Annotated in this window: 16 protein-coding genes; 8 read left to right on the top strand and 8 right to left on the bottom strand. The window is 64.3% G+C overall.

Annotated features, from left to right (window positions below; translation table 11 throughout):
• Positions 1-10: 10 nt before the first annotated feature.
• The 6 genes from B5E56_RS10570 to B5E56_RS10545 all read right to left on the bottom strand — a co-directional run bounded on the left by B5E56_RS10570 (position 11) and on the right by B5E56_RS10545 (position 6043).
• Positions 11-1912 carry a hypothetical protein gene (locus B5E56_RS10570; RefSeq protein WP_158098711.1) on the bottom strand — a complete coding sequence of 634 codons (1902 nt, stop codon included), beginning with the start codon at positions 1910-1912 and terminating at the stop codon, positions 11-13.
• Positions 1887-2789: an ABC transporter ATP-binding protein gene (locus B5E56_RS10565; protein ID WP_087389847.1), complete on the bottom strand. Its 903-nt coding sequence runs from the start codon at positions 2787-2789 to the stop codon at positions 1887-1889. Before B5E56_RS10565 ends, B5E56_RS10570 begins: the two co-directional genes overlap by 26 nt.
• Complete coding sequence (locus B5E56_RS10560) at positions 2786-3175, bottom strand: GntR family transcriptional regulator (RefSeq protein WP_087267516.1); 390 nt, start codon at positions 3173-3175, stop codon at positions 2786-2788. The genes B5E56_RS10565 and B5E56_RS10560 overlap by 4 nt, the downstream gene beginning before the upstream one ends.
• Before the next feature lie 183 nt (positions 3176-3358).
• Positions 3359-4015: a 3-oxoacid CoA-transferase subunit B gene (locus B5E56_RS10555; protein ID WP_087187311.1), complete on the bottom strand. Its 657-nt coding sequence runs from the start codon at positions 4013-4015 to the stop codon at positions 3359-3361.
• On the bottom strand, positions 4015-4704 hold the full coding sequence (locus B5E56_RS10550) for a CoA transferase subunit A (RefSeq protein WP_087389844.1): 690 nt from the start codon (positions 4702-4704) through the stop codon (positions 4015-4017). The genes B5E56_RS10555 and B5E56_RS10550 overlap by 1 nt, the downstream gene beginning before the upstream one ends.
• Before the next feature lie 79 nt (positions 4705-4783).
• Complete coding sequence (locus B5E56_RS10545; RefSeq protein WP_087389841.1) at positions 4784-6043, bottom strand: acetyl-CoA C-acetyltransferase; 1260 nt, start codon at positions 6041-6043, stop codon at positions 4784-4786.
• 220 nt (positions 6044-6263) lie between these two features.
• Here B5E56_RS10545 and B5E56_RS10540 point away from each other — a divergent pair, with 220 nt between their 5' ends.
• The 8 genes from B5E56_RS10540 (at position 6264) to mfd (ending at position 16250) form a co-directional block, all read left to right on the top strand.
• Positions 6264-6776 carry an HD domain-containing protein gene (locus B5E56_RS10540; RefSeq protein WP_242958906.1) on the top strand — a complete coding sequence of 171 codons (513 nt, stop codon included), beginning with the start codon at positions 6264-6266 and terminating at the stop codon, positions 6774-6776.
• A gap of 435 nt (positions 6777-7211) precedes the next feature.
• Positions 7212-8402, top strand: coding sequence for a DapH/DapD/GlmU-related protein (locus tag B5E56_RS10530; RefSeq protein ID WP_087389835.1), 1191 nt, complete (start codon positions 7212-7214; stop codon positions 8400-8402).
• A 92-nt stretch (positions 8403-8494) separates the two neighbouring features.
• Positions 8495-9454, top strand: coding sequence for a ribose-phosphate pyrophosphokinase (locus tag B5E56_RS10525; protein WP_087267501.1), 960 nt, complete (start codon positions 8495-8497; stop codon positions 9452-9454).
• 68 nt (positions 9455-9522) lie between these two features.
• A complete protein-coding gene (gene pth, locus B5E56_RS10520) occupies positions 9523-10119 on the top strand; it encodes an aminoacyl-tRNA hydrolase (protein WP_087389832.1) in 597 nt (198 codons plus the stop codon).
• Positions 10120-10233: 114 nt separating this feature from the next.
• A complete protein-coding gene (locus tag B5E56_RS10515; RefSeq protein ID WP_087389829.1) occupies positions 10234-11064 on the top strand; it encodes a VanW family protein in 831 nt (276 codons plus the stop codon).
• 12 nt (positions 11065-11076) lie between these two features.
• The gene (locus B5E56_RS10510; RefSeq protein WP_087389827.1) at positions 11077-12420 is read left to right on the top strand and encodes an AMP-binding protein; all 1344 of its coding nucleotides are present in this window, start codon (positions 11077-11079) and stop codon (positions 12418-12420) included.
• A complete protein-coding gene (locus B5E56_RS10505) occupies positions 12417-12662 on the top strand; it encodes a phosphopantetheine-binding protein (RefSeq protein WP_158098710.1) in 246 nt (81 codons plus the stop codon). Before B5E56_RS10510 ends, B5E56_RS10505 begins: the two co-directional genes overlap by 4 nt.
• Before the next feature lie 69 nt (positions 12663-12731).
• Positions 12732-16250, top strand: coding sequence for a transcription-repair coupling factor (gene mfd / locus B5E56_RS10500; RefSeq protein ID WP_087389825.1), 3519 nt, complete (start codon positions 12732-12734; stop codon positions 16248-16250).
• Positions 16251-16320: 70 nt separating this feature from the next.
• Here the strand turns inward: mfd and B5E56_RS10495 are convergent, their stop codons facing one another.
• Both B5E56_RS10495 and B5E56_RS10490 read right to left on the bottom strand, forming a co-directional pair.
• Positions 16321-17352, bottom strand: a complete 1032-nt coding sequence (locus B5E56_RS10495; RefSeq protein WP_087389823.1) for a stalk domain-containing protein — start codon at positions 17350-17352, stop codon at positions 16321-16323.
• Positions 17353-17528: 176 nt separating this feature from the next.
• Positions 17529-21539, bottom strand: a complete 4011-nt coding sequence (locus B5E56_RS10490) for an S-layer homology domain-containing protein (RefSeq protein WP_158098709.1) — start codon at positions 21537-21539, stop codon at positions 17529-17531.
• Positions 21540-21758 lie beyond the last annotated feature (219 nt).

The raw sequence follows: 21758 nt of genomic DNA, 5'->3' as shown, positions 1-21758 counted from the left end.
AGGGAAAGGTTCAGTTGCGGCTGAGCTGGTCCATCTCCGCCTGGGAGAGGAAGGCGTGGGGATAGTCCTTGAGTACCTCCATGGTGTGGACGGCGCTCTTTTGCAGGGTGATGGTGACGGTGTAGGTGGAGGCCGTGGCGGCGGGGGCGGTGCCGCCGGAGACGCCGGTCTGGTCCAGCCGGAAGGTCAGCTCCAGGTCGGTATAGCAGCAGTTATCCATCCGCTCCTGGTCCTCCAGCAGGTAGCGGCGGCCCAGATTGCCCTGGGCCAGGTCGGTCTGCACCGCCTCCAGCAGGGGCTCCAGCAGCTCGGCGGGCAGGTACTCGAAGCCGTAGCTGTCGTCCTCCGGGTTGTACAGGTTCACCAGGGCGGCGTCCACCAGCCGGGCGGTCTCCCCAATGGAGCCGAAATAGATCTCGCTGACCACCTGAGGCTGGTTGATGAGCTGGGACAGCTGGGCGGCGGGGGTGGAGGGGTCCTCCAGATCCTCCTGCCGGATGGGCAGATCGTACTGCCGCTCCAGCACGGTGCCGTCGGTCAGCTCATACCACAGGCGGACGGAGGTGTTGGTCTCCACCTGCAGGTCCAGGCCGTTGGACTGGGTGATCCAGGACTCGGTGCTGATTCCGCTGGCCTGCACCGCCTCCAGTTCGTCCTTGCGGCCGGTGATGGAGGAGTGGAGGCTGGTGATCTCCTCAATGGTCTGGGGATCGGAGGTGGAGAAGTCCAGGTAGGCGCCGCTGTCATAGGGGGCGCTGCTGATGCCGCTGATCTCCACCGTCTTGACCTGAGCGGCGTCAGGTACCCGGCGCTCAAAGCCCAGCAGGTCCAGCTCCAGGGTGGCCATGGCGGCCACCAGGCACACCAGAAAGATCACGCAGCCCTTCCAGCTGGTTTTGAATACCCACAGCCGCTTTTTCAGCAGCATTTCTGCGATAAAGCAGCCCGCGGCGCCCCACAGCAGCATCCAGCCCAGCAGGGTCCAGGCCCCCTGGGGCAGCAGGGGGTAGAAGATGGCGTAGAAGAAGGCCCCCAGGGTGATGGAGCAGCACAGGGCCATGCCGTAGCGGAACACCGGGCGCACCCAGCCTACGGTGATCACATCCCCAGCCCGCTCCAGCTGGCGGCGGCAGTAGACCGCCAGGGCGATACCCGCCAGCACCAGGCCGATGAGGGCGTAGAGGACCACCAGACCCAGGCCGAAGTAGCGGGGGTTGCTGCCGGTGTAGTCCAGGCCGGTGGCTCGAAGCAGCTTGAGGGCGGGGGTGAACCACATGGCCCACTTTTCAGCCCACACGGCGCCGTTGAACCCGAAGAGAAATTCCCGGGCAATGCTCTCCACCAGATAGGTAATGACTGAGGCCAGGAAGTTGAGGATCAGGTAGAAGGCGGGCAGGGCCAGAATGTGGCCGGTAAACATGGCGCAGAACACGGCAAAGGAGTAGAAGAACAGGCACAAAAGGCAGGTGACCACCAGCCAGGTGAACAGGGAGCTGAACACCACCGTGCCGTTGAGGGCCTCCGCCGCCAGGGCCAGCAGAAAGACAGCGAAGTTGGGCACCCACAAAAAGGCCAGGCCGGACAGGTAGTTGGTGAGGAACAGGCCCTCCCGCCGCATGGGCAGAGCGTGGAGCATCCCCACCGAGCGGGCGGAATAGAGGTAGGAGAACACCGCCATGGCGCACAGAATGCCGAAGAGGAAGGCCAGCACCAGGGCCATGTTCCGGCTGCCGTCCAGCAGGACCAGGGGGAATTCCCAGGCGTTCCCCTTGTCCCACACGTCCCGGCGCAGCAGTACCCCCGCCGGCAGCAGTACCACCCAAATCAGGGCATACAGCCCCCAGATGGGCCAGAACCGGGCCAGATTCTTGCGGAAGAGGGTCATATTAAAGTACGATGTCCCGGACCCCATAGTCCTCACCTCCCAACTCATAGATAAAGATTTCCTCCAGGGTGAGCGGCAGAGCCTCCATCAGAATGGGGGCGTACACCGCCAGACGGTTGGTGACGTCGGTGGCATTGCCCCGGATGATGAGGGTATGGATGCGGCCCACCTGGGACACATGGAGCACCTCCAGGTCCTCCGGCAGCTGGGGCATCTCCCGCTCCTGGAACACGATCTGCATTTTCACCACGTTCTCCTGCAAATCGGACAGGGAGCGCTCGATGAGCACCCTGCCGTGGGAGAGGATGCCCACATGGTCGCACACGTCCTCCAGCTCCCGCAGGTTGTGGGAGGACACCAGCACGGTGGTGCCGTGCTCCGCCACGTCCCCCATCAGCAGGGACCACACCTGGCGGCGCATCACCGGGTCCAGGCCGTCCACCGGTTCGTCCAGCACCAGCACCTCCGGCCGGCAGCACAGAGCCAGCCAGAAGGCGCTCTGCTTCTGCATTCCCTTGGACAGGCGGCGGATGGGCTGGTTTTCGTCCACGTTGGTGAACACATCCTTCAGAGCCTGATACCGGGCCGTGTCGAACCGGGGATAAAAGCCCTTGTAAAAGCGCATCATGTCCCGGGTGGAGGCGGACAGAAAGTAGTACAGCTCATCGGGAATGTCGGCGATGCGGGCCTTGGCGGCGGGGTTTTCGTAGATGGGGTTGCCGTCCAGCAGCACCGAGCCGGAGTCCTGCCGGTACACCCCGGTGACGTGGCGCAGCAGGGTGGACTTGCCCGCGCCGTTGGGGCCCACCAGACCGTAGATGGAGCCCTGGGGCACCGTCATGGTCAGACCGTCCAGGGCCTTAAAGCCGTCGAAGGTCTTGACCACATTCTTGGCTTCGATCATGGTTTCCTCTCCTCTCTGGCCGCCTGGCGGGCGGCGGCCTCGTCCAAACGGCGGGCCAGTTCCCCCGCCGTCATACCCAAAAACAGCAGCTCTGCGGCGGAGGAATCAAAGTCCTTCAGCAGCCGCTCCCGGCGGTCGGCGTTTACGTCCGCCTGGGGGGCGGCAAAGGAACCCTTCCCCGCCACGGTGTACAGATAGCCCTCCCGCTCCAGGGACTCGTAGGCCCGCTGGATGGTGTTGGGGTTGATGGCCAGCGACGTGGCCAGCGCCCGCACCGAGGGAAGTTTGTCCCCGGCCTGGAGGGCCCCCGTCACAACCAGGTGCCGCAGTCCATCCTTTACCTGTTCATAGATGGGCCGGGCGTCCCGGTAATTCAGCTGGATCATCCTGGCATCTCCTTTCCGGAAGTGTATGACACATCTTAGTACAGTTAGTATACACGGGTGAGAGGGGGGAATTCCTTAAAAAAGTGTGACGTTTTTCTTCCGGTTTTCGGCGGGGGCGACGCGCAGAGCATAAAAAAACGTCCCGCGGTTTTCCGCGGGACGTTTGATAGCGGCAAAAGCCGATCAGCACATGGGCTTCAGGTCGGGGGAGACGATCAGGGTAGCCTCGGTGGCAGCCTGGATCTGCTCCACGGTGAACTCGGGGTTGTACTCCACCAGCTCCAGACCCTTGTCGGTCACGTTGATCACCGCCATCTCGGTGATGATCTTGGTGATGCAGTGCACGGCGGTGTAGGGCAGACGGCACTTCTTCAGGATCTTGGGGTTGCCCTTGGCGGTGTGCTCCATGGCGACGATGACGTTCTTGGCGCCCACCAGCAGGTCCATGGCGCCGCCCATGCCGGGCACCTTCTTGCCGGGGATGATCCAGTTGGACAGGGAGCCCTCCTCGTCAACCTCCAGGCCGCCCAGGATGGTGGCGTCCACATGGCCGCCGCGGATCAGGCCGAAGGAGGAGCAGGAGTCGATAAAGGCGCCGCCGGGGGCCACAGCGGCGGGAGCGCCGCCGGCGTCGGTGACGTACAGGGGGTCCTTATTCTCGTCGGTGACGGTGCCGGTACCCACGATGCCGTTCTCGGACTGGAGGGTCACCTTCACGCCCTCGGGCAGGTAGTTGGGAACCAGGGTGGGCAGGCCGATACCCAGGTTGACCACGTCGCCGTCCTTCAGCTCCTTGGCGACACGCTTGGCGATAAAGCCCTTGATCTCAGACTTTTCCATTACGCTTTCCCTCCATCCACAACGTAGTCCACGAACACGCCGTAGGTGTGTACGTTCTCAGGCTCGATCTCACCGATCTCCACCACATGGTCGGCCTCGGCGATGACCAGATCGGCGGCGGTGGCCATGGGCAGGTTGAAGTTGCGGGTGGTGCCCTTGTACCACACATTGCCGGCCTTGTCGATCTTGTTGCCGCAGATGATGGCCACGTCGGCGTGGACGGTCTTCATCAGCAGGTAGTCGCGGCCCTCGATGGTCTGCTTACCCAGGCAGAAATCCTTGTTGTCCTCCACGATGGTGCCCACGCCGGTGGGGGTGAGCACGCCGCCCAGGCCGGCGCCGTTGGCGCGGATCATCTCGGCCAGGGAGCCCTGGGGAATCAGGTCCACCTTCATGGTGCCTTCGTTCATCTGCTGGGCAACCTCGGGGTTCAGGCCCACATGGGTAGCGATCAGATGCTTGACCTGGTGGTTGTGGATCAGCTTGGCCACGCCGTAGTAGTCCTCGCCCAGAGGGCCGCCAGGCATGGAGCCGTCGTTGGAGATGAGGGTAAAGTTGCCCTTGCCGGACTTGGACAGGGCGTCGATGATCTTGTGGGCGTTGCCGCAGCCCATGAAGCCGCCCACCATGATGGTGGCGCCGTCAGGGATGAGGGCCACAGCCTCTTCCACAGTGACAAACTTGGCCATTGGAGTGTCCTCCTTAAATCACATTATTTTCAAGCCGGAGGGCCGGTAAACGGCCCTCCGGTTTGAAGTTACGGATGGATCAGCACTTCTCAAAGATAGTGGCGACGCCCATGCCGCCGCCGATGCACAGGGTGGCCAGGCCCTTCTTGGCCTCGGGCCGCTTCTGCATCTCGTGGAGCAGGGTGACGATGATACGGGCGCCGGAAGCGCCCACGGGGTGACCGATGGAGATGGCGCCGCCGTTGACGTTGACCTTGCTCATGTCGAAGCCCAGCTCACGGGCCACGGCGATGGACTGAGCGGCAAAGGCCTCGTTGGCCTCCACCAGGTCGATGTCGTCGATCTTCAGGCCGGCCTTGGCCATAGCCTGACGGGAAGCGGGCACGGGGCCCACGCCCATGATCTTGGGATCCACGCCGCCCTGGCCCCAGGAGACCAGCTTGGCCATGGGCTTCAGGCCGTACTTCTCAACAGCCTCGCCGGAAGCCAGCACGATGGCGGCAGCGCCGTCGTTGATGCCGGAGGCGTTGGCAGCGGTGACGCGCTGGACGTGCTTCTTGGCGTCAGCCTCGTGGACCTGGGTGACCTCAAAGGTGTGAACGATCTCGTCCTCCACGCCCTCGGGACCGGCGGGGAAGGCGCCGCGCAGCTTGGAGACGGACTCCATGGTCACGCCGGCCTTGGGGAACTCGTCCACCTTGAACTCCACCATTTCCTTCTTCTTCTTCACCATCACGGGCACGATCTCGTCCACGAACTTGCCGGCAGTCTGGGCGGCCTCGGTCTTGTTCTGGGAGGACACGGCGAAGGCGTCCATCTCCTCGCGGGTGATGCCCCACACGTCGGCGATGTTCTCAGCGGTGGTGCCCATGTGATAGTTGTTGTAAGCGTCCCACAGGCCGTCCTTGATCATGGTGTCCACGACCTTCTTGTCGCCCATGCGGGCGCCCCAGCGCTCAGCAGGCAGAGCGTAGGGAGCAGCGGACATATTCTCAGTGCCGCCGGCCACGATGACGTCGGCGTCGCCGGCCAGGATGGCGCGGGCGCCCTCAATGACGCTCTTCATGCCGGAGCCGCACACCATACCCACGGTGTAGGCGGGCACGGAGTAGGGCAGACCGGCCTTCACGCCCACCTGACGGGCGGGGTTCTGGCCCTGGGCGGCGGTGAGGATGCAGCCGAACATCAGCTCGTCCACCTGCTCGGGCTTCAGGCCGGAGCGGTTCAGAGCCTCCTTGACCACCACAGCGCCCAGATCGGTGGCGGGGGTGTCCTTCAGGCTGCCCCCGAAGGAGCCGACAGCGGTACGGCAGCAATTGACTACGTAGACTTCTTTCATTGTGAATGACCTCCAGATGATTTCGATTTCTCCCCTAATAAACCCTTCGTTTCATTATACATCCGATATTAGTAAAAATCAACTGTGGAAAGTGTGGAAGCGGCGGGCGCCGCATGGTATCCGGTTTGCACCAGAAGCGCAGGGGCAGGATAGGGTTGCGGGCCGGGTTGCAGGGGGATATAATAAGGAAGAACAAGAGCGGAGAAGGAGGCGTGGTATCGTGCGGGAAGAACACTGGGCGGCCTATCTGGACTGCGTGGGGGAGCTGCTGGTGTCCCAGCCGGTGCAGGCCATGAAGGAGATCCGGCACCATCCGGGTGTGTCCTGCTTTGAGCACAGCCTGTTTGTGTCCTATGTGGCTTTCCGCCTGGCCCGGCGGTGGGGGCGGGACGGACGGGCGGCGGCCCGGGCGGGGCTGCTCCACGATCTGTATCTCTACGATCCCAAGAGCCTGCCCTCCTATAAACAGTGCTTTGCCCATCCCCTGGCGGCGGAGCGAAACGCCCGGGCCCTGTGCGGGGAACTGAGCCGGGAGGAGGAAAACGGCATCCTGGCCCATATGTGGCCCATGGCCCGCAGCGCCCCCCGCAGCCGGACGGCGGCGGCGGTGTGTGTGGCCGACAAGCTGTGCGCCACGGCGGAGGTGCTGGGCATCTGGCGGCGGACCGCCCTGTACCGGATGGCCTGCCTGCCCCGGCCTGCCTTCGGTGGAAACGCGGTAAAGAAACGGTAAAGACCGCCCTTTCCTTGTGCAAGGGGCCCAAGTTGGAAAAAAAGACGGGTTTTTTTCAAAATCCCGGTGCATTTTTCCGCCCACTTTGTTATAATAATGTCTACTGAATAAACCGAAAATCGGTTTATTCCCGCGGCTGTAGCCGCGCAATTCCATAAAATGGCTCAAGGGAGCCGATTTTATGGAATTCAGCCATTGTTATAATGCGTATTTCCATTGGTGCGTTGAGACGCACCAATGGAAGGTGCAAGGTTTTTTGGATAACTTCGTCCAAAAACCTTGCACCAGAACAAAGCTACTTGGCCTTGAAAGCTTTGGCTTTCAAGCCTTCCAGCTTTGTTCATTGCGCATTATAATGACCCTAGAATACGCCCTGCGGCAGCCTGCCCGCCGGGCGGACAGGCAAATCCATTGTTTTTTGAGGTGATCTCAGGTATGAGCGCGACTGGAGCGGTAGTGTTCCTGCCCCGGGAGGGGACCGGCGTGTGCCCCATGCTGGAGGACCTGCTCTTTGATCCGGCGGCCCTGTGGCTGGCGGAGGCGCTGGAGAGCGCCGGCGTGCAACAGTTTTTCGTGGTGTGCCACAGTGACGACCGGGAAAAGGCCGAGAGCTGCTTCCCGGTGGGAACGGAATTCGTCACCGGCGGCACCGAGGACGCCCTGGACCAGCTGATGGCTTTCCTGGGCAAGCTGGAGGGGAAGGTGCTCATCCTGACCCGGCCGGTGCTTCTCTCCTGGCAGAGCGCCCGGCAGCTGGTGGATGACAGCAGCACCGGTCCTCTGGATAATAAAGATACCGGCGTGTGCCGCATTGACGCGGCCCTGTTGGCCCAGGCTCTGGCCGACGGCAGCGGCCTGGACGAGGCCCTGAAGGAAAACGCCGACAAGCTGGGGGGCCGGAGCATCTGGTATCAGGGCGCCGCCGTCCTCAAGAGCGGCCCCCAGGGCCGGGTGGAGGCCGAGCTTACCGCCCGCAACTACGGCGCCTACCGCCTGCTGGAAAGCGGCGTGCGTATTATGGACCCCAACACCTGTTATGCCGGACCCCGGGTCCGGGTGGGTAAGGGCACGGTGATCCTGCCCGGCACCATCCTGCGGGGAGAGACGGTGATCGGGACTGGCTGTGAGCTGGGCCCCAACACCATGATCCGGGACTGTACCCTGGCCGACCATGTGGTGGTCAATGCCTCCCAGCTCAACGAGAGCACCGTGGACACCGGGGCCAGGATCGGACCCTTCGCCTACATCCGCCCCAACTGCCATGTGGGGGCCAACGTGAAGGTGGGCGACTTTGTGACGCTGAAGAATGCCTCCGTGGGAGAGGATACCAAGATCTCCCACCTGACCTATGTGGGAGATGCCGACGTGGGCTGCCGGGTGGACCTGGGCTGCGGTACCGTCACCGTCAACTATGACGGGGTGGGCAAGTACCGCACCACCATCGGGGACGACGCCTTCATCGGCTGCAATACCAATCTGGTGGCTCCCGTCCGGGTGGGGGACGGCGCCTACACCGCCGCCGGCTCCACCATTACCGACGACGTGCCCGACGACTCCCTGGCCATCGCCCGGCCCCGCCAGACGGTGAAGAAGCAGTGGGCCGCCCGCCAGACCCGTAAAAAGTGAACCCGTCCCGCTGATGGGACAGAAAATAAAAAATAAGTTCGATCTGCACGAAAAGACAGAGAACACTAATTTTGTGAGAGGATGTTTAAAAGATGATCGCACACGGTAAGGACATCAAGATCTTTTCCGGCACTTCCAACCGCCCCCTGGCCGAGGCCATCTGCAAGGAGATGGGCATGGAGCTGGGCAACGCCGAGGTAGGAGCCTTCTCCGACGGCGAGAACTACGTCTCCATCTATGAGACCGTCCGCGGCTCCGACGTGTTCGTGGTCCAGTCCACCAGCCACCCGGTCAATGACAACCTGATGGAACTGCTCATTATGATCGATGCCCTGAAGCGGGCCTCCGCCGGTCGGATCACCGCCGTGATCCCCTACTTCGGCTACGCCCGCCAGGACCGCAAGACCAAGCCCCGCGATCCCATCTCCGCCAAGCTGGTGGCCAACCTGATCACCCGGGCCGGCGCCGACCGGGTGCTCACCATGGACCTGCACGCCAACCAGATCCAGGGCTTCTTCGACATCCCCGTGGACAACCTGCTGGGCAACCCCATCTTCACCAACTACCTCCACGACCGCTTTGCCGGCAAGGAGGATGAGATGATCGTGGTCTCTCCCGACGTGGGCTCCGTGGCCCGGGCCCGGGCCTTCGCCCAGAAGCTGGGCATGGGTCTGGCCATCGTGGACAAGCGCCGCCAGAAGGCCAACTCCTCCGAGGTCATGAACATCATCGGCGACGTGCGGGGCAAGAAGGTCCTCCTCTTTGACGACATGGTGGACACCGCCGGCTCCCTGTGCGGCGCGGCCCAGGCTCTGGTGGAGCTGGGCGGCGCGGTGGACGTCATCGCCTGCGCCAGCCACGGCGTGCTCTCCGGCCCCGCCGTGGAGCGCATCGAGAAGAGCGTCATCAAGGAGCTCTACTTCCTGGACACCGTCCCCCCCAAGCAGGGCGTCACCTGTGACAAGATCAAGTACCTCTCCGTGGCCCACATGTTTGCCGAGGCCATCGAGCGCATCTACGAGGAAGTTTCTGTCTCCAAGCTGTTTGTGTAAATCCATTGACAATACCAACCGGACGCGGCGGGGGCTTGCCCCCGCCGTTGTCTGTCCAAGGAGCAAGTATGTTATTCAACAAAAATCGATCCTCCGGCGTGGAGTGGCTGGTGGTGGGCCTGGGCAATCCCGGGGACAAGTACGAGAACACCCGGCACAACGTGGGCTTTCTCACCATCGACCACATCGCCGAGGAGCAGCAGGTGCCGGTGCAGAAGCTGAAGTATCGCGCCCTCACCAACACGGTGGAGCTGGGGGGCGCCAAGGTGCTGCTCATGAAGCCGGTGACCTATATGAACCTGTCCGGCGAGGCGGTGGGGGAGGCCGCCCGGTTCTACAAGATCCCCGCCGACCACGTGCTGGTCATCTCCGACGACGTGTCCCTGCCCATCGGCAAGCTGCGCATCCGCAAGGGGGGCTCCGCCGGGGGCCACAACGGCCTCAAAAACATCATCCAGCACCTGGGCACCGACCAGTTCCCCCGGGTGAAGGTGGGGGTGGGAGAGAAGCCCCATCCCGATTACGACATGGCCGACTGGGTGCTCTCCAAGTTCGTGGGGGAGGATCTCAAGACCATCACCGCCGCCATCGAGAAGGCGGGCAAGGCGGTGGAGTGCCTCATCGCGGAAGGGCCCGACAAGGCCATGAACAAGTTCAACGGCTGACAGGCTGTTGCCAAATCGTAACTTGCAATTCCCACCGGGGATGCTAGGATAGAAGGAGCGGGCGCGCCCGCTCCTTTTTCACAGGGGGCGCGCCGGATTTGGGAGGTGGTCTCCATGGCGAGACGCAGGCTGTTTTGTCAGTGTGGTCCGGTGTGCTATCGGATTTCCCTGTGGAAAGAGGGGGCACGCAAGGCCCTGGCTGACCGGCGAGGTGGGGTACATTGGTCCACCTGGCGGTGTGAAGAGGAGCTGCCCGTGCTCCTCAAGGGGCACCGCTCCCCGGTGCTCCGGCGTCTGACCGGAGTGGATATGGACCTGCAGCGCAGCAAGCGGACCAATCTGGCCCTGGCCGCCGCCTGCATCGACGGGGTGGTGGTGGCGCCGGGGGAGAGCTTCTCCTTCTGGCGCCTGGTGGGCAAGCCCTCCGCCCGGAAGGGTTACCAGGACGGACTCACCATCGCCAGCGGGAACCTGGGCCGGTCGGTGGGGGGCGGGCTGTGCCAGCTGGCCAACCTGATCCACTACCTGGTGCTCCATGGCCCCCTCACCGTCACCGAGCTGCACCACCATTCGGACGCCCTCTTTCCCGACGACCGCCGCCGGGTGCCCTTCGGCACCGGCACCTCCATCTTTTACCCCCATGTGGATTACCGCTTCCGCAACGACACGGAACAGCCCATCCAGCTGCGGGTGTGGCTGGAGGAGGACGACCTGTGCGGCGAGCTGCGGGGGACGAACCCCTTCCCCCTGCGCTACCGGCTGCGGGAGGAGGGGAGCGGTTATGTCCGGGAGGGAGAAGAATACTACCGGGTGAGCCAGGTCTACCGCATTGCCTATGACCGGACCACCGGAGAGGAAGCGGGCCGGGAGCTGCTGCTGGACAACCACTCCAAGGTGCTCTTTGATCCCGCCCTCATTCCGGCGGATCAGATGCTACCGCGCTGAAAGGAGCCCGCTATGCTGCTGGAACGAATCAAGGCCCACAGTGAATCTCTGAGGGACCGGCCCGCCCTGACGGCGGGGGAAGAAGTGGTCCGCTGGGGCGAGCTGTGGCCCATGGCACAGGGCCTGGCGGCCAAACTGCGGGCGGAGGGGACCGGCCCGGTGGCCCTCATGGGGGACCCGGGTCAGGTCTGGGTGCCGGTGGCCTTTGTGGCCTGCCTGCTGGCGGGGCGGCCCTATTTGCCCCTGGACCCCTTGTTGCCCCCGGCGGGACAGGGGGAGCTGCTGGAGCAGGCGGGGGCGGTGCTGCTGGACCGGCGGAGGGCGGAAGATGGCTTTGCCTCCGGCCTGGCCTGCCCCATTCCGGACAACCCCGGCCGCATTGCCTACCAGATCTTTACCTCGGGCAGCACCGGCCGGCCCAAGCTGGTGGAGGTGAGCCTGAGCAATCTGGAGCACTTTCTCCGATGGGCCTCCGCCCTGCCGGAGATCGCCGCCGTCCTGGGCGGGACGGCGGTGGGTCAGGCGGCCTGGTCCTTTGATCTGTCGGTGGCCGACCTCTATCTGGCTCTGCTGGGGGGCGGCACCCACGTGGCCCTCACCCCAGGGGAAAAGGAGGATTTTACGGCCCTCTTCCGCCGGTTGGAGGAAAGCGACCTGTCTTTGCTGGTGGCCACCCCCTCCTTTTTGCGCCTGTGCCTGACGGAGCCCTCCTTCGGCCCCGACCGGCTGCCCCGTCTGCGGACGGTCTTTTCCTGCGGGGAGGTTTTGCCCCCCGCCGCCGCCCGGCGGCTGCTGGACCGCTTTCCCGGTGTGGCCCTCCTCAACGCCTACGGCCCCGCCGAGGCCACCTGCGCCGTGTGCGCCGTCCCTATTTCCCGGGAGATGTGCACCGGGCCCCTGCCCATCGGCACAGTTGGGGAGGGGGCTGTGGATATCTCCCTGGAGGAGGGGGAGATTATCCTCACCGGAGCCAGTGTTTCCCCACGGTTTGGGGGGAAGTATTCCACAGGGGACCTGGGTTATGTGGAAAACGGCCTGCTCTACTGGGCGGGACGGCGGGATTTACAGCTGAAGTACAAGGGGTACCGGCTGGAGCCCGCCCGCATCGAGGGGGCGCTGGAGGCCCTGCCCCAGGTGGAGCGGGCGGCGGTGCTCCCCCGGCGGGATGGGGCGGGACAGGTAAAGGGCCTGACCGCCTTTGTGGAGGGGGCCGGGCTGGAGCCGGAGAAGCTGACTCAGGCTTTAGGGGATTTGCTGCCCCCCTACCAGATTCCCAGCCAGTGGCGGGTGCTGGACCGGTTGCCCCTGACCCCCAACGGAAAATGCGACCGGAAACGGCTGGAGGAGATGCTATGATGATGGGTGACGATGTGATCCGGGATCTGCTGGTGCAGGTCTGCGGCACCCGGGACGCCCTCCGCCCCGGAGCCGATCTGCTGGAGGAGGGTATATTGGACTCCCTGGCCATGATCGATCTGCTGGAGGGGCTGGAGGATCTGGGCATCCAGATCCAGCCCACCCGGGTGCCCAGGGATTCCTTCCGCACGGTGGAGGGCATTCTGGCCCTCTGCCGCCAGGCGGAGGGGGACGCCCCCTGAGGCTGCCCCCTGCACCGGGGTAAGGTGCGCTTATAACTTCCAAATTTTTCTATATCTTCGAGGTGTACCATGAAACAACTGCTGTCCGCGCTGAAGGATATCCCGGAATATTGTGCCCTGACGGCGGCCATTGACAACGGGGCCTGCCCGGTGGCCTTTTCCGGTCTGTCGGCGGTCCACCGGGCCCACTTTGCTGCCGGGCTCCATCAGGAGCTGGAACGGCCGGTGGTGGTGGTGTGCGCCGACGAGGGGGAGGCCCAGCGGATGGAGAAGGACCTGGCCGCCCTCTCCGGGGAGAAGGTGGCCGCCCTGTCCGCCCGGGAGTTTACCTTCCACAACGCGGCGGTGGTGTCCCGGCAGTATGAGCACCGGCGTCTGTCTGTCCTCCGGGCCCTGGCGGCGGGGGAGTGCCCCCTGCTGGTGTGTACGGTGGAGTCCCTCCTCCAGCGCACCATTCCCAAGACCCTCCTCACCCAGGCGGCCCAGGTGGTGCGGATGGGGGAGGCCCATGACCTGAACGAGCTCACCGACACCCTCACCGCCGCCGGGTACGCCCGGTGCCAGCAGGTGGAGGGCGTGGGCCAGTTTGCCCTGCGGGGCGGCATCCTGGACTTCTTCTCTCCCGCCCATCAGAAGCCGGTGCGTGTGGAGTTCTTCGGGGACGAAGTGGACGCCATGGGCTTCTTCGACCCGGACACCCAGCGGCGCATCCAGAACATCAGCGAGGCGGAGATTCTGCCCGCCGCCGAGGTGCTGTCCCAGTTCACCCCCGGCGGCTGGGCGGGGCTGCTGGAGGGCCTGGACAAGCTGATCGCCCGTACCCGCAAGCGCAAGGGGTCGGAAAAGCTGGTCCAGACTCTGGAGGAGGACCGGGAGCGGCTGGACGCCGGTACCTCCTTCCCGGCCATGGACCGGTATGTAAGCCTCATCTACCCCCAGATGGCCACGGCGGCCGACTACCTGCCCGAGGACGCTGTGGTAATTTTCAGCGAGAGCGGCCGGGTGGCTGAGCGGGGGAAGAACTACCTGTGGCAGCTGGGGGAGGACGCCAAGTCCCTGATGGAGCGGGGAGAGCTGGCGGGGGATCTGGCCGACTTCGCCCGCACCCCCGAAGAGCTGTGGCAGGTGCTGGAGGAGTGGCCGGTGTGCTACCTGGACGCCTTCGCCGCCTCCACCTATCCCCGGCGGCCCCGGACGGTGCTCAACCTGCTGGCCAAGCAGCTGCCCTCCTACGGCGCCAGCCTGGAGACCGCCGTCTCCGACCTGGCCCATTACGTCTCCGAAGGCTTCCGCACCGTGGTGCTGGTGAGCAGCCAGCAGCGGGCCCTCAACCTCCAGGCCCTGCTGCGGGAGCAGAAAATGACCACCGCCGTGGACTTCGAGCTTCACGACCTGCCCGGCTACGGCAAGGCGGTCATCGCCGTGGGGGGCGTCACCGCCGGTATGGAGTACCCGGTGGGACGGCTGGCGGTGCTCACCGAGGGCCAGTCCGCCCTGGGCAAGCGCCGCCGGAGCAAGCCCGCCACCAACCGGCAGAAGCTGAAGTCCTATGCCGACCTGTCCCCCGGGGACCTGGTGGTCCACGAGCACCACGGCGTGGGCCGCTTCGTGGAGATGACCAAGAAAGTGGTGGACGGCATTGAGAAGGACTATGTAAAGATCGCCTATGCCGGCACCGACATTCTGTATGTCCCCGCCACTCAGCTGGACCTGGTGAGCAAGTATATCGGCGGCGGCGAGGACGCCAACGAGAAGCGCAAGCTGTCCAAGCTGGGAGGGGGCGACTGGGAGCGGGCCAAGTCCAAGGCCAAGAAGGCGGTGAAGGACCTGGCCAAGGGGCTCATCCAGCTCTACGCCCAGCGGCAGCGGCAGCCCGGCTTCGCCTTCTCCCCCGACTCCGAGTGGATGCACGAGTTTGAGGAGCAGTTCGAGTACGCCGAGACCGACGATCAGCTGCGGTGCATCGCCGAGATCAAGCGGGACATGGAGACCGCCCGGCCCATGGATCGGCTGCTGTGCGGCGACGTGGGCTACGGCAAGACCGAGGTGGCCTTCCGGGCCATTATGAAGTGCGTGCTGGACGGCAAGCAGGCCGCCATTCTGGTGCCCACCACCGTGCTGGCCCGGCAGCACTACCTGTCGGCCAAGCAGCGGTTTGCCAAGTACCCGGTGGAGATCGACGTGGTGAGCCGGTTCCGTACCGCCGCCCAGATGAAGGAGACCCTGCGGCGGCTGGCGGCGGGGCAGATCGACCTCTTGATCGGCACCCACCGGCTCTTCCAGAAGGACGTGACCTTCAAGGACCTGGGGCTGCTGGTCATCGACGAGGAGCAGCGCTTCGGCGTCCAGCACAAGGAGCGGCTCAAGGAGCTGTCCAAGCAGGTGGACGTGCTCACCCTCTCCGCCACCCCCATTCCCCGCACGTTGAATATGGCCCTCTCCGGCATCCGGGATATGTCCACCCTGGAGGAGCCCCCCATGGACCGCCAGCCGGTGCAGACCTATGTGCTGGAGCACGACTGGGGTGTGCTGATGGACGCCGCCCGCCGGGAGCTGGAGCGCGGCGGCCAGGTGTACTACCTCCACAACCGGGTGGACACCATCACCCGCACCGCCGCCCGCATCAAGGAGATGCTGGGGGAGGACGTGGAGGTGGCGGTGGCCCACGGCAAAATGAGCCAGGAAGAATTGAACGAGGTCATGACCCGCATGAGCGAGGGCGAGGTGGATGTGCTGGTGTGCACCACCATCATCGAGACCGGCATCGACATCGCCAACGCCAATACCCTCATCATTGAGGACGCGGACAAGATGGGCCTGGCCCAGCTCCACCAGATCAGAGGCCGGGTGGGCCGGTCCACCCGCCGGGCCTTTGCCTACCTGACCTACCGGCAGGGGAAGGTGCTCACCGAGGTGGCCTCCAAGCGGCTGGGGGCCATCCGGGAGTTTGCCGAGTTCGGCTCCGGCTTCAAGATCGCCATGCGGGACCTGGAAATCCGGGGCGCGGGCAACATCCTGGGCCCGGAGCAGTCCGGCTTCATGCTCAGCGTGGGCTATGATATGTACCTGCGGCTGCTGGAGGAGGCGGTGCTGGAGGAGCGGGGGGAGCCTATCCCCAAGCGCACCGAGTGCGCCGCCGACCTCAGTGTGGCGGCCTCCATCCCCGACCGGTACGTCCCCTCCCCGGAGGAGCGGATGGACCTGTACCGGCGGATCGCCGCCATCCGCACCGAAGCCGACGCCGACGACGTGACCGACGAGCTCATTGACCGCTACGGCGACCCGCCCCGGACGGTGAACAACCTGATCTCGGTGGCTCTGCTGCGGGCCGCTGCCGCCGAGAATGGGGTGGTGCAGATCCGCCAGCAGGGGGGCGGCCTGCAATTTTATCTGGACGGCTTTGACCTCCAGCGGGTGAGCGCCCTGTGCGCCCTGGAGCACTACCGGGGCCGGCTGCTCTTCTCCGCCGGAGAGAAGCCCTACCTGGCCCTGCGGCTCAAGAAGGGGGAGGACCCCCTGAAGTGGGGCCGGAAGGTGATGGAGGACTACGGCAAGACCGGGGCGCAAAGCCCGGCAGATCAACCGTAAAACAGACAGAAGAGGCCCGGCGCATTGCGCCGGGCCTCTTCTGTATAGGGAAAGAAAGATGGGATCGGGATCAGAAGCCGATGATGTTCAGATACACGTCCACAGTGCCGGACACCACATAGGGATTGCCGTCGGCATCGTTGGCGTACCAGAAATTCTCCTCCATGGGGAAGTCGGGGTTGGAGGTGCCGGCGGTGGCGTATACCGGGATGGAGATCTTCACCCAGCCGTCGGTGGCCTGGGTGAAGGTGCCGGTCAGGTACTTGTCGGCCCAGCGGTAGCCGTCCTCATTCTCAATAACCTCGTAGTCCAGGGACAGACCGTACTCCGCCAGGGCGTCCAGAGCGGCCTGGGTGCCGATGGGGGAGGAGCCGGGGATCTCCCGGTCGGCGGTCAGGTCGTCGGCGGTGTAGAAGATGCCGTCAAAGAAGGAGTTGATGCCGGCCCGGTCCACGGGATCGCCCACCTTGCCCCACAGGATGACGGGAGCCACCGCAAATTCATCAGGCTCCATGAACTGGAAGTGGAGGGTGCGGGTGACGGCCTCGCCGTTTCTGGGGGTGACGGTAAAGGTCACGTCGGCCTCTGCCACGCCCTGGCACCCGCCCTCCAGGTGGTCGCCCACCAGGGTGATGCCGTCGGGCAGCTGGCCGGACACCTGCTTGACGGTAAAGCTGTTCTGCTGCTCCTCGGGCAGCCACCAGCGGAACTCGTAGCCCACGCCGTTGTACCAGGTCTGCGGGTTGCCGTTTTCGTCGGTATAGGTCTCGGGGGCTACGCTGAGCACATAGTCCACCTGGTCGGGGTCATAGGGGGGCAGCACCGACTGGATGACGGCGGTCTGGGTGGAGGCGTCGTAGCTGACGGCCTTGCCAAAGGCCTCACTGATGGCACGGATGGGCACATAGGTGGTGCCGTTGTAGGCAAATACATCCACTTCCTTGCCGTTGACGTCGGTGGGCACAAAGGCCTCGCCGTCGATGGACAGCTTCATGCCGGGGTTGACGGCGATGTTGACCAGATTACCGGCGGCCAGGGCGGCGGTGCCGGTGCCCAGCACCAGGGTCAGAGCCAGGGCGGCCACGCAGGTCTTTTTCTTCATAGAGACACTTCCTTTCGTGAACTGCGGGTTTTGCAAGCTGAAACCAGCATACCACAGTACTGTAAGAAAGTGGTGTGCATAACAGCACACTCGTACACACCGGAAGGAAAACAGCAGGGCCCGGCGTGATACGCCGGGCCCTGCTGCATTGGGAAGGGAAGGAAGTTTGGAAAGATTTAGGGTTCGGAATTATAGGCATCCTGGATGATATCAGAGCCAATGGTTGTAACGGTAAGGTTACCGCCCCGATCCTGGAGGGTGCCGGTACCGGTAATAGAACCGGTGCCGTTGATATCGCCCTGGTAGCCCGCGTGGGCGTCGCCGGCCAGCTCCATGGTGCCATTGATGGTTAGGGTGCTGCCCGGCCAGATGCGCAGGATGCCGGAACAGGTCATGGTACCGCCCTGGTCAATCACCAGGTTCATGCCGTCCACCAGGTACATCCAGCCGCCGTCGTTTTCGGCTTCGACAAAGTCGGGGACCATAAGCTTACCGCCTGATTCCACCACCAGCTTGTCGTCCCCCTCCAGCCAGTACTGGTTGCAGGAGACGGTGCCGCCGTCCTTGACGATCAGGGAGGTGTGGCCCTCAAAGCCCTCAAAGCCGCTGCTGGCAAAGTCCAGCTTGCCGCCGGTGAGGGTACCCTCGATGGTGATGAGGTAGGGGGTCTGCTCCTCCAGCTCCCAGTTGTCCGAGCTGTCCCGGACCAGCAGGGTCACGTTATCGGGCAGGATCAGGGTTTCCCCGGCAGCCAGGGTGTAGTTGTTGCGCAGTTCCAGACAGTAGTTGCCGTAGGCGTTGTTGTTCTGTACGGCTTGGATGGTGGCACGGATCATGGCGTCCACCGCCTCGTTGTCGTTCCCCAGATCGGGGAAGTTCAGGGCGCAGTTGACCCGGCTGGGGTCCTCGGCCTCAATGGGGGGATGGTCGGGAATGGCCCAGCTGCCGTCGTCGTTGGCGCTGATGCCGTGGTAATAGAAGGCCCCGGCGCTCATGTCTATTTTGTCAGCGGTGACGCGGCCGGTGCCGTCCACAAACAGATTGCCGTTGAGGGTGAGGAGACCGGCTACGTCCAGAGCAGCGTCATATTCCACATGAACCTGGCTCTGTTCCTCCAGGGAGAGCGCCAGGGAGTCGGCGGAGAGGGTGGTGCCGCCCTGGACAAAGACTTCACCGTCCACAGTCAGGGTTTCAGCGACGGAAAGGTCGTACTGGTCGGTCCACAGCACCACATTTGCGGGGATGGTCAGATTGCCGCCCACCGTCACATTCTGGACCAGGAACACCTCGCCGCCGCCGTCGGCCTGAGCGGCATTCAGGGCATCCTCCAGGGTGAGCCAGAACCGGCCGTCATACTCCGCCTCACCGATGGGGCGGTACTCCTCCTCCTGGGTGTTCCGCTGGAAGAGGGTGCATTCCACAGTGGCGCCGTCCTCCACCACCAGGCATTCCTCGATATTGCCGGTGATGTACAGCTCGCCGGTCAGGGCGGCGCCGTTTTTCACGGTGAGCTGGGCCACAGGATAGCCCTCAAAGGTGATGATTTCTACATTGCCGTTGAGAATGCTGCCGCCCTCCTCAATGGTGATGCCCCGGCCTTCGCCCCCCATCAGGGCCAGGCTGGTGTTGGCGGGCAGAGTCAGCTCGCTGTTGACGGTGAGCTGGCAGCGGGCCTCCAGCAGGTGGAAGGTATAGCCCGCGCTCTCAGGGATGTCGTTGATGCGGTCGATGGCCTTAGCCAGAGCGGTATCGCTGCCGTTCAGGTCCTCCTCGAAATTGAAGGCGGCAAAGATGGAGCAGTCGGTTTCATTTGCCATATTGGGCAGGGGGGCCAGAGTCCAGCCCTCGCCGTTCCACTGGGCGTACTGGTAGTACTCCACGGCCCAGTCCGAGCCTTCCGGCTGGTAGTTGACCACGGTACAGTCGATGACGCCACGGTTCCAGATGGTGTTGCCGCTGCGCAGGGTGCCCTCGCCGCTGATGGTGCCGTGGTTCAGGATGGCGTACAGGTTGTCCAGGGTGACAGTTTCCGGAATGGTCAGGGTGACTCCCTCATGGATGCCCAGGGTCCAGTAGTCGGGGAGGGTCACATCTTCGGTCAGGGTGTAGTCGCTTACCAGATAGAATTCACCCGCACTTCCGGGATCTTTCAGAATGGCATCCACAGCAGCCTTCAGGGTGGGATAGCCCACGCCGCCCACGGTGGCCACCGTATCGGATGGATCGACACCGACCAGAGTCAGGCTGCTGAGATCCAGATCCATGGCCCAGCCGCCCATATCGGCATCGCTGTTCACGCCGTGCCACTTCAGGAAGAAAGTGAGGACCTGATTGCAGGAAGTAGCGCCTGCCGGGGCCACCACATAGTCCAGCGTCAGGATGCCGTTCTCGTCAAAAGCATCGTAAGGATACCAGACCTGTGCGCCCTCATAGCCGTCTGCCGAGGTGGTGAGGAGCAGCACATCCACCATGGGCTCACACTCCACCCCCTCCGGGGCCTTGAGCTGGAGGGTAAGTACATAGTCGCCCTCTTCGTTGGGAGCCAGGTTGCCGGTGACAGGGTTGAGGAAGGTATCCGGGTCGGTTTCGCCGATGGTAATGCCCTCGGTAATGGCCGTCACCGTGCCGTCAGGCACGGCGGCCAGCTGGGCATAGAGCGTCACATTGCCGGTGACGGTAATATCGCTCAGCTCCACCGGAGGCCATTCGCCCTCCACCTTCCAGCCCACAAACATATAGCCCACCTTACTGGGTACGGTGATGCCGCTGGCGGTGGGATGGCCGCCGCTGGCCACCCGCTCGGTGCCCAGGACCTGATCCAGGAACTGATAGGTGACGGTATAGTAGGAGACGGAGCTGCCGCCGCCGGAGGAACTGCCGCCGGAGGAAGAGCCGCCGGGGGTGGTGGCGGAGGAGCCGCCGGCCACGTCCTTGTCACCGGCAGTGACGCCGGAGGTGCCCTCAGAGGCCTCTACCTTGGTATTGGGGGTGGATACGGCCACGTTGTCGGCATTGGCGGTGACGTTCTCCACCTTGCCCGCGCCGGACACGGTGGTGCCGGTGCCGTTGGCGGTGACGCTCTCCACCGTACCGCCCTTGCCCACGGTAACGGCGGTGTTGGGGGCGGCTGCGGTCAGATTGTTCACCGTAGCCCCGCCGGAGACGGTGATGCTGGCACCTTCGGCCTGCTCAGAGACGGTGAGGGTGTCCACGGTGCCCGCCACGGTGACCTGGGCTTCCGTCCCGGCCACGTTCAGGGTGCCCACGGTACCCGCCACGATGACGGCGTCGGAGCCGTCGTCAATGGTGATGATCTCCACCGAGGCGTCGTCCTCCACCGACAGGCGCACCCCGCCGTCCCGCCGCTGGGCGGTGATGGTGCTGACGGAGGAGTTGCCCTTGATGATGATGGAGTGTTCACCGCCACCCCGGACCACCAGGGCGCCTTTCACGGTGACGTTGTCCAGGATCAGGTCCCCGTCGCCGATGCCCTCGGCGGCGATCAGGTTGCCGTCAATGGTCATGTCGGACAGGGTGACGCCGGCGGCGCTGACGATGACGTTGCCGTCGGCGTCGGCGGTGTAGCTGCCCCCCTCATCCCAGCGGGCGGCAACGGCGTTGTCCAGCAGCTGGGCCACCTCCGCCCGGGTGATGGTGGCGGCGGGCATGATCCTGCCCTGATAGCCGCTGAGGATACCGGCCTGGGCCATGCCGCCCAGATAGCCGGCGGCCCAGCCGGCGGCCTCACCGGCGTCGGCAAAGCCCTCCAGCCCGGCGGCGTCCTCCGTCACGCCCAGGGCCCGGCCCAGCAGCACCGCTGCCTCCTGCCGGGTGATGGGGTCCAGGGGCCGCAGGGAGGTGCCGTCCCCCTGGAGGATGTTGGCCTGGGCGGCTCCCAGCACCGCCTCCTCATACCAGCTGTCCGCCTCCACGTCGGGGTAGGCGGTGTCGGACAGAGTCTGGTAGTCCATCAGCCGGTCCAGGATCACCGCCAGCTCGCCCCGGGTGATGGGCGCGTCGGGACGGAATTGGCCGGCATAGCCCTGGAGAACATCCTCCTCGCTCCAGCGGTCGATGGCCTCCGCGCCCCAGTGACCGGCGGTGTCGTCGTAGGCCAGAGCGGGGACCGTCAGTGCCAGCGCCAGGACCACGGCCAGCAGCGTGCCCCGAATGGAATGGAATTTCATATCCGTGTACCTCCTTTTGTAGAAAAATATGAATAAAAAACCAGGAACTATGGTGATGATACCATAGTTCCTGGCAGGATTGGTGTGCATATACGCACACTGTGTACGACTCAGTTCAGCAGGCTGACCCGGCCGGGGCAGGCAGCTTCCGCCGCCGCCGTCATGGACTGGGGCACCAGCACCGTATTGAGCCGGGGCAGGGCGGACAGGGGGGAAAAG

It is taken from the genome of Flavonifractor sp. An112, assembly GCF_002161085.1.
GTDB classification, from domain to species: domain Bacteria; phylum Bacillota; class Clostridia; order Oscillospirales; family Oscillospiraceae; genus Flavonifractor; species Flavonifractor avicola.
This window is presented reverse-complemented; position numbering and strand designations above follow the sequence as displayed.

Coding starts and splice junctions, on each gene's coding strand:
- B5E56_RS10565 (WP_087389847.1), bottom strand. CDS start 2,789: ATGATCGAAGCCAAGAATGTGGTCAAGACCTTCGACGGCTTTAAGGCC.
- B5E56_RS10545 (WP_087389841.1), bottom strand. CDS start 6,043: ATGAAAGAAGTCTACGTAGTCAATTGCTGCCGTACCGCTGTCGGCTCC.
- B5E56_RS10525 (WP_087267501.1), top strand. CDS start 8,495: ATGATCGCACACGGTAAGGACATCAAGATCTTTTCCGGCACTTCCAAC.
- pth (WP_087389832.1), top strand. CDS start 9,523: ATGTTATTCAACAAAAATCGATCCTCCGGCGTGGAGTGGCTGGTGGTG.
- B5E56_RS10570 (WP_158098711.1), bottom strand. CDS start 1,912: ATGGGGTCCGGGACATCGTACTTTAATATGACCCTCTTCCGCAAGAAT.
- B5E56_RS10550 (WP_087389844.1), bottom strand. CDS start 4,704: ATGGCCAAGTTTGTCACTGTGGAAGAGGCTGTGGCCCTCATCCCTGAC.
- B5E56_RS10515 (WP_087389829.1), top strand. CDS start 10,234: ATGGCGAGACGCAGGCTGTTTTGTCAGTGTGGTCCGGTGTGCTATCGG.
- B5E56_RS10490 (WP_158098709.1), bottom strand. CDS start 21,539: ATGAAATTCCATTCCATTCGGGGCACGCTGCTGGCCGTGGTCCTGGCG.
- B5E56_RS10560 (WP_087267516.1), bottom strand. CDS start 3,175: ATGATCCAGCTGAATTACCGGGACGCCCGGCCCATCTATGAACAGGTA.
- B5E56_RS10495 (WP_087389823.1), bottom strand. CDS start 17,352: ATGAAGAAAAAGACCTGCGTGGCCGCCCTGGCTCTGACCCTGGTGCTG.
- B5E56_RS10555 (WP_087187311.1), bottom strand. CDS start 4,015: ATGGAAAAGTCTGAGATCAAGGGCTTTATCGCCAAGCGTGTCGCCAAG.
- mfd (WP_087389825.1), top strand. CDS start 12,732: ATGAAACAACTGCTGTCCGCGCTGAAGGATATCCCGGAATATTGTGCC.
- B5E56_RS10505 (WP_158098710.1), top strand. CDS start 12,417: ATGATGATGGGTGACGATGTGATCCGGGATCTGCTGGTGCAGGTCTGC.
- B5E56_RS10510 (WP_087389827.1), top strand. CDS start 11,077: ATGCTGCTGGAACGAATCAAGGCCCACAGTGAATCTCTGAGGGACCGG.
- B5E56_RS10530 (WP_087389835.1), top strand. CDS start 7,212: ATGAGCGCGACTGGAGCGGTAGTGTTCCTGCCCCGGGAGGGGACCGGC.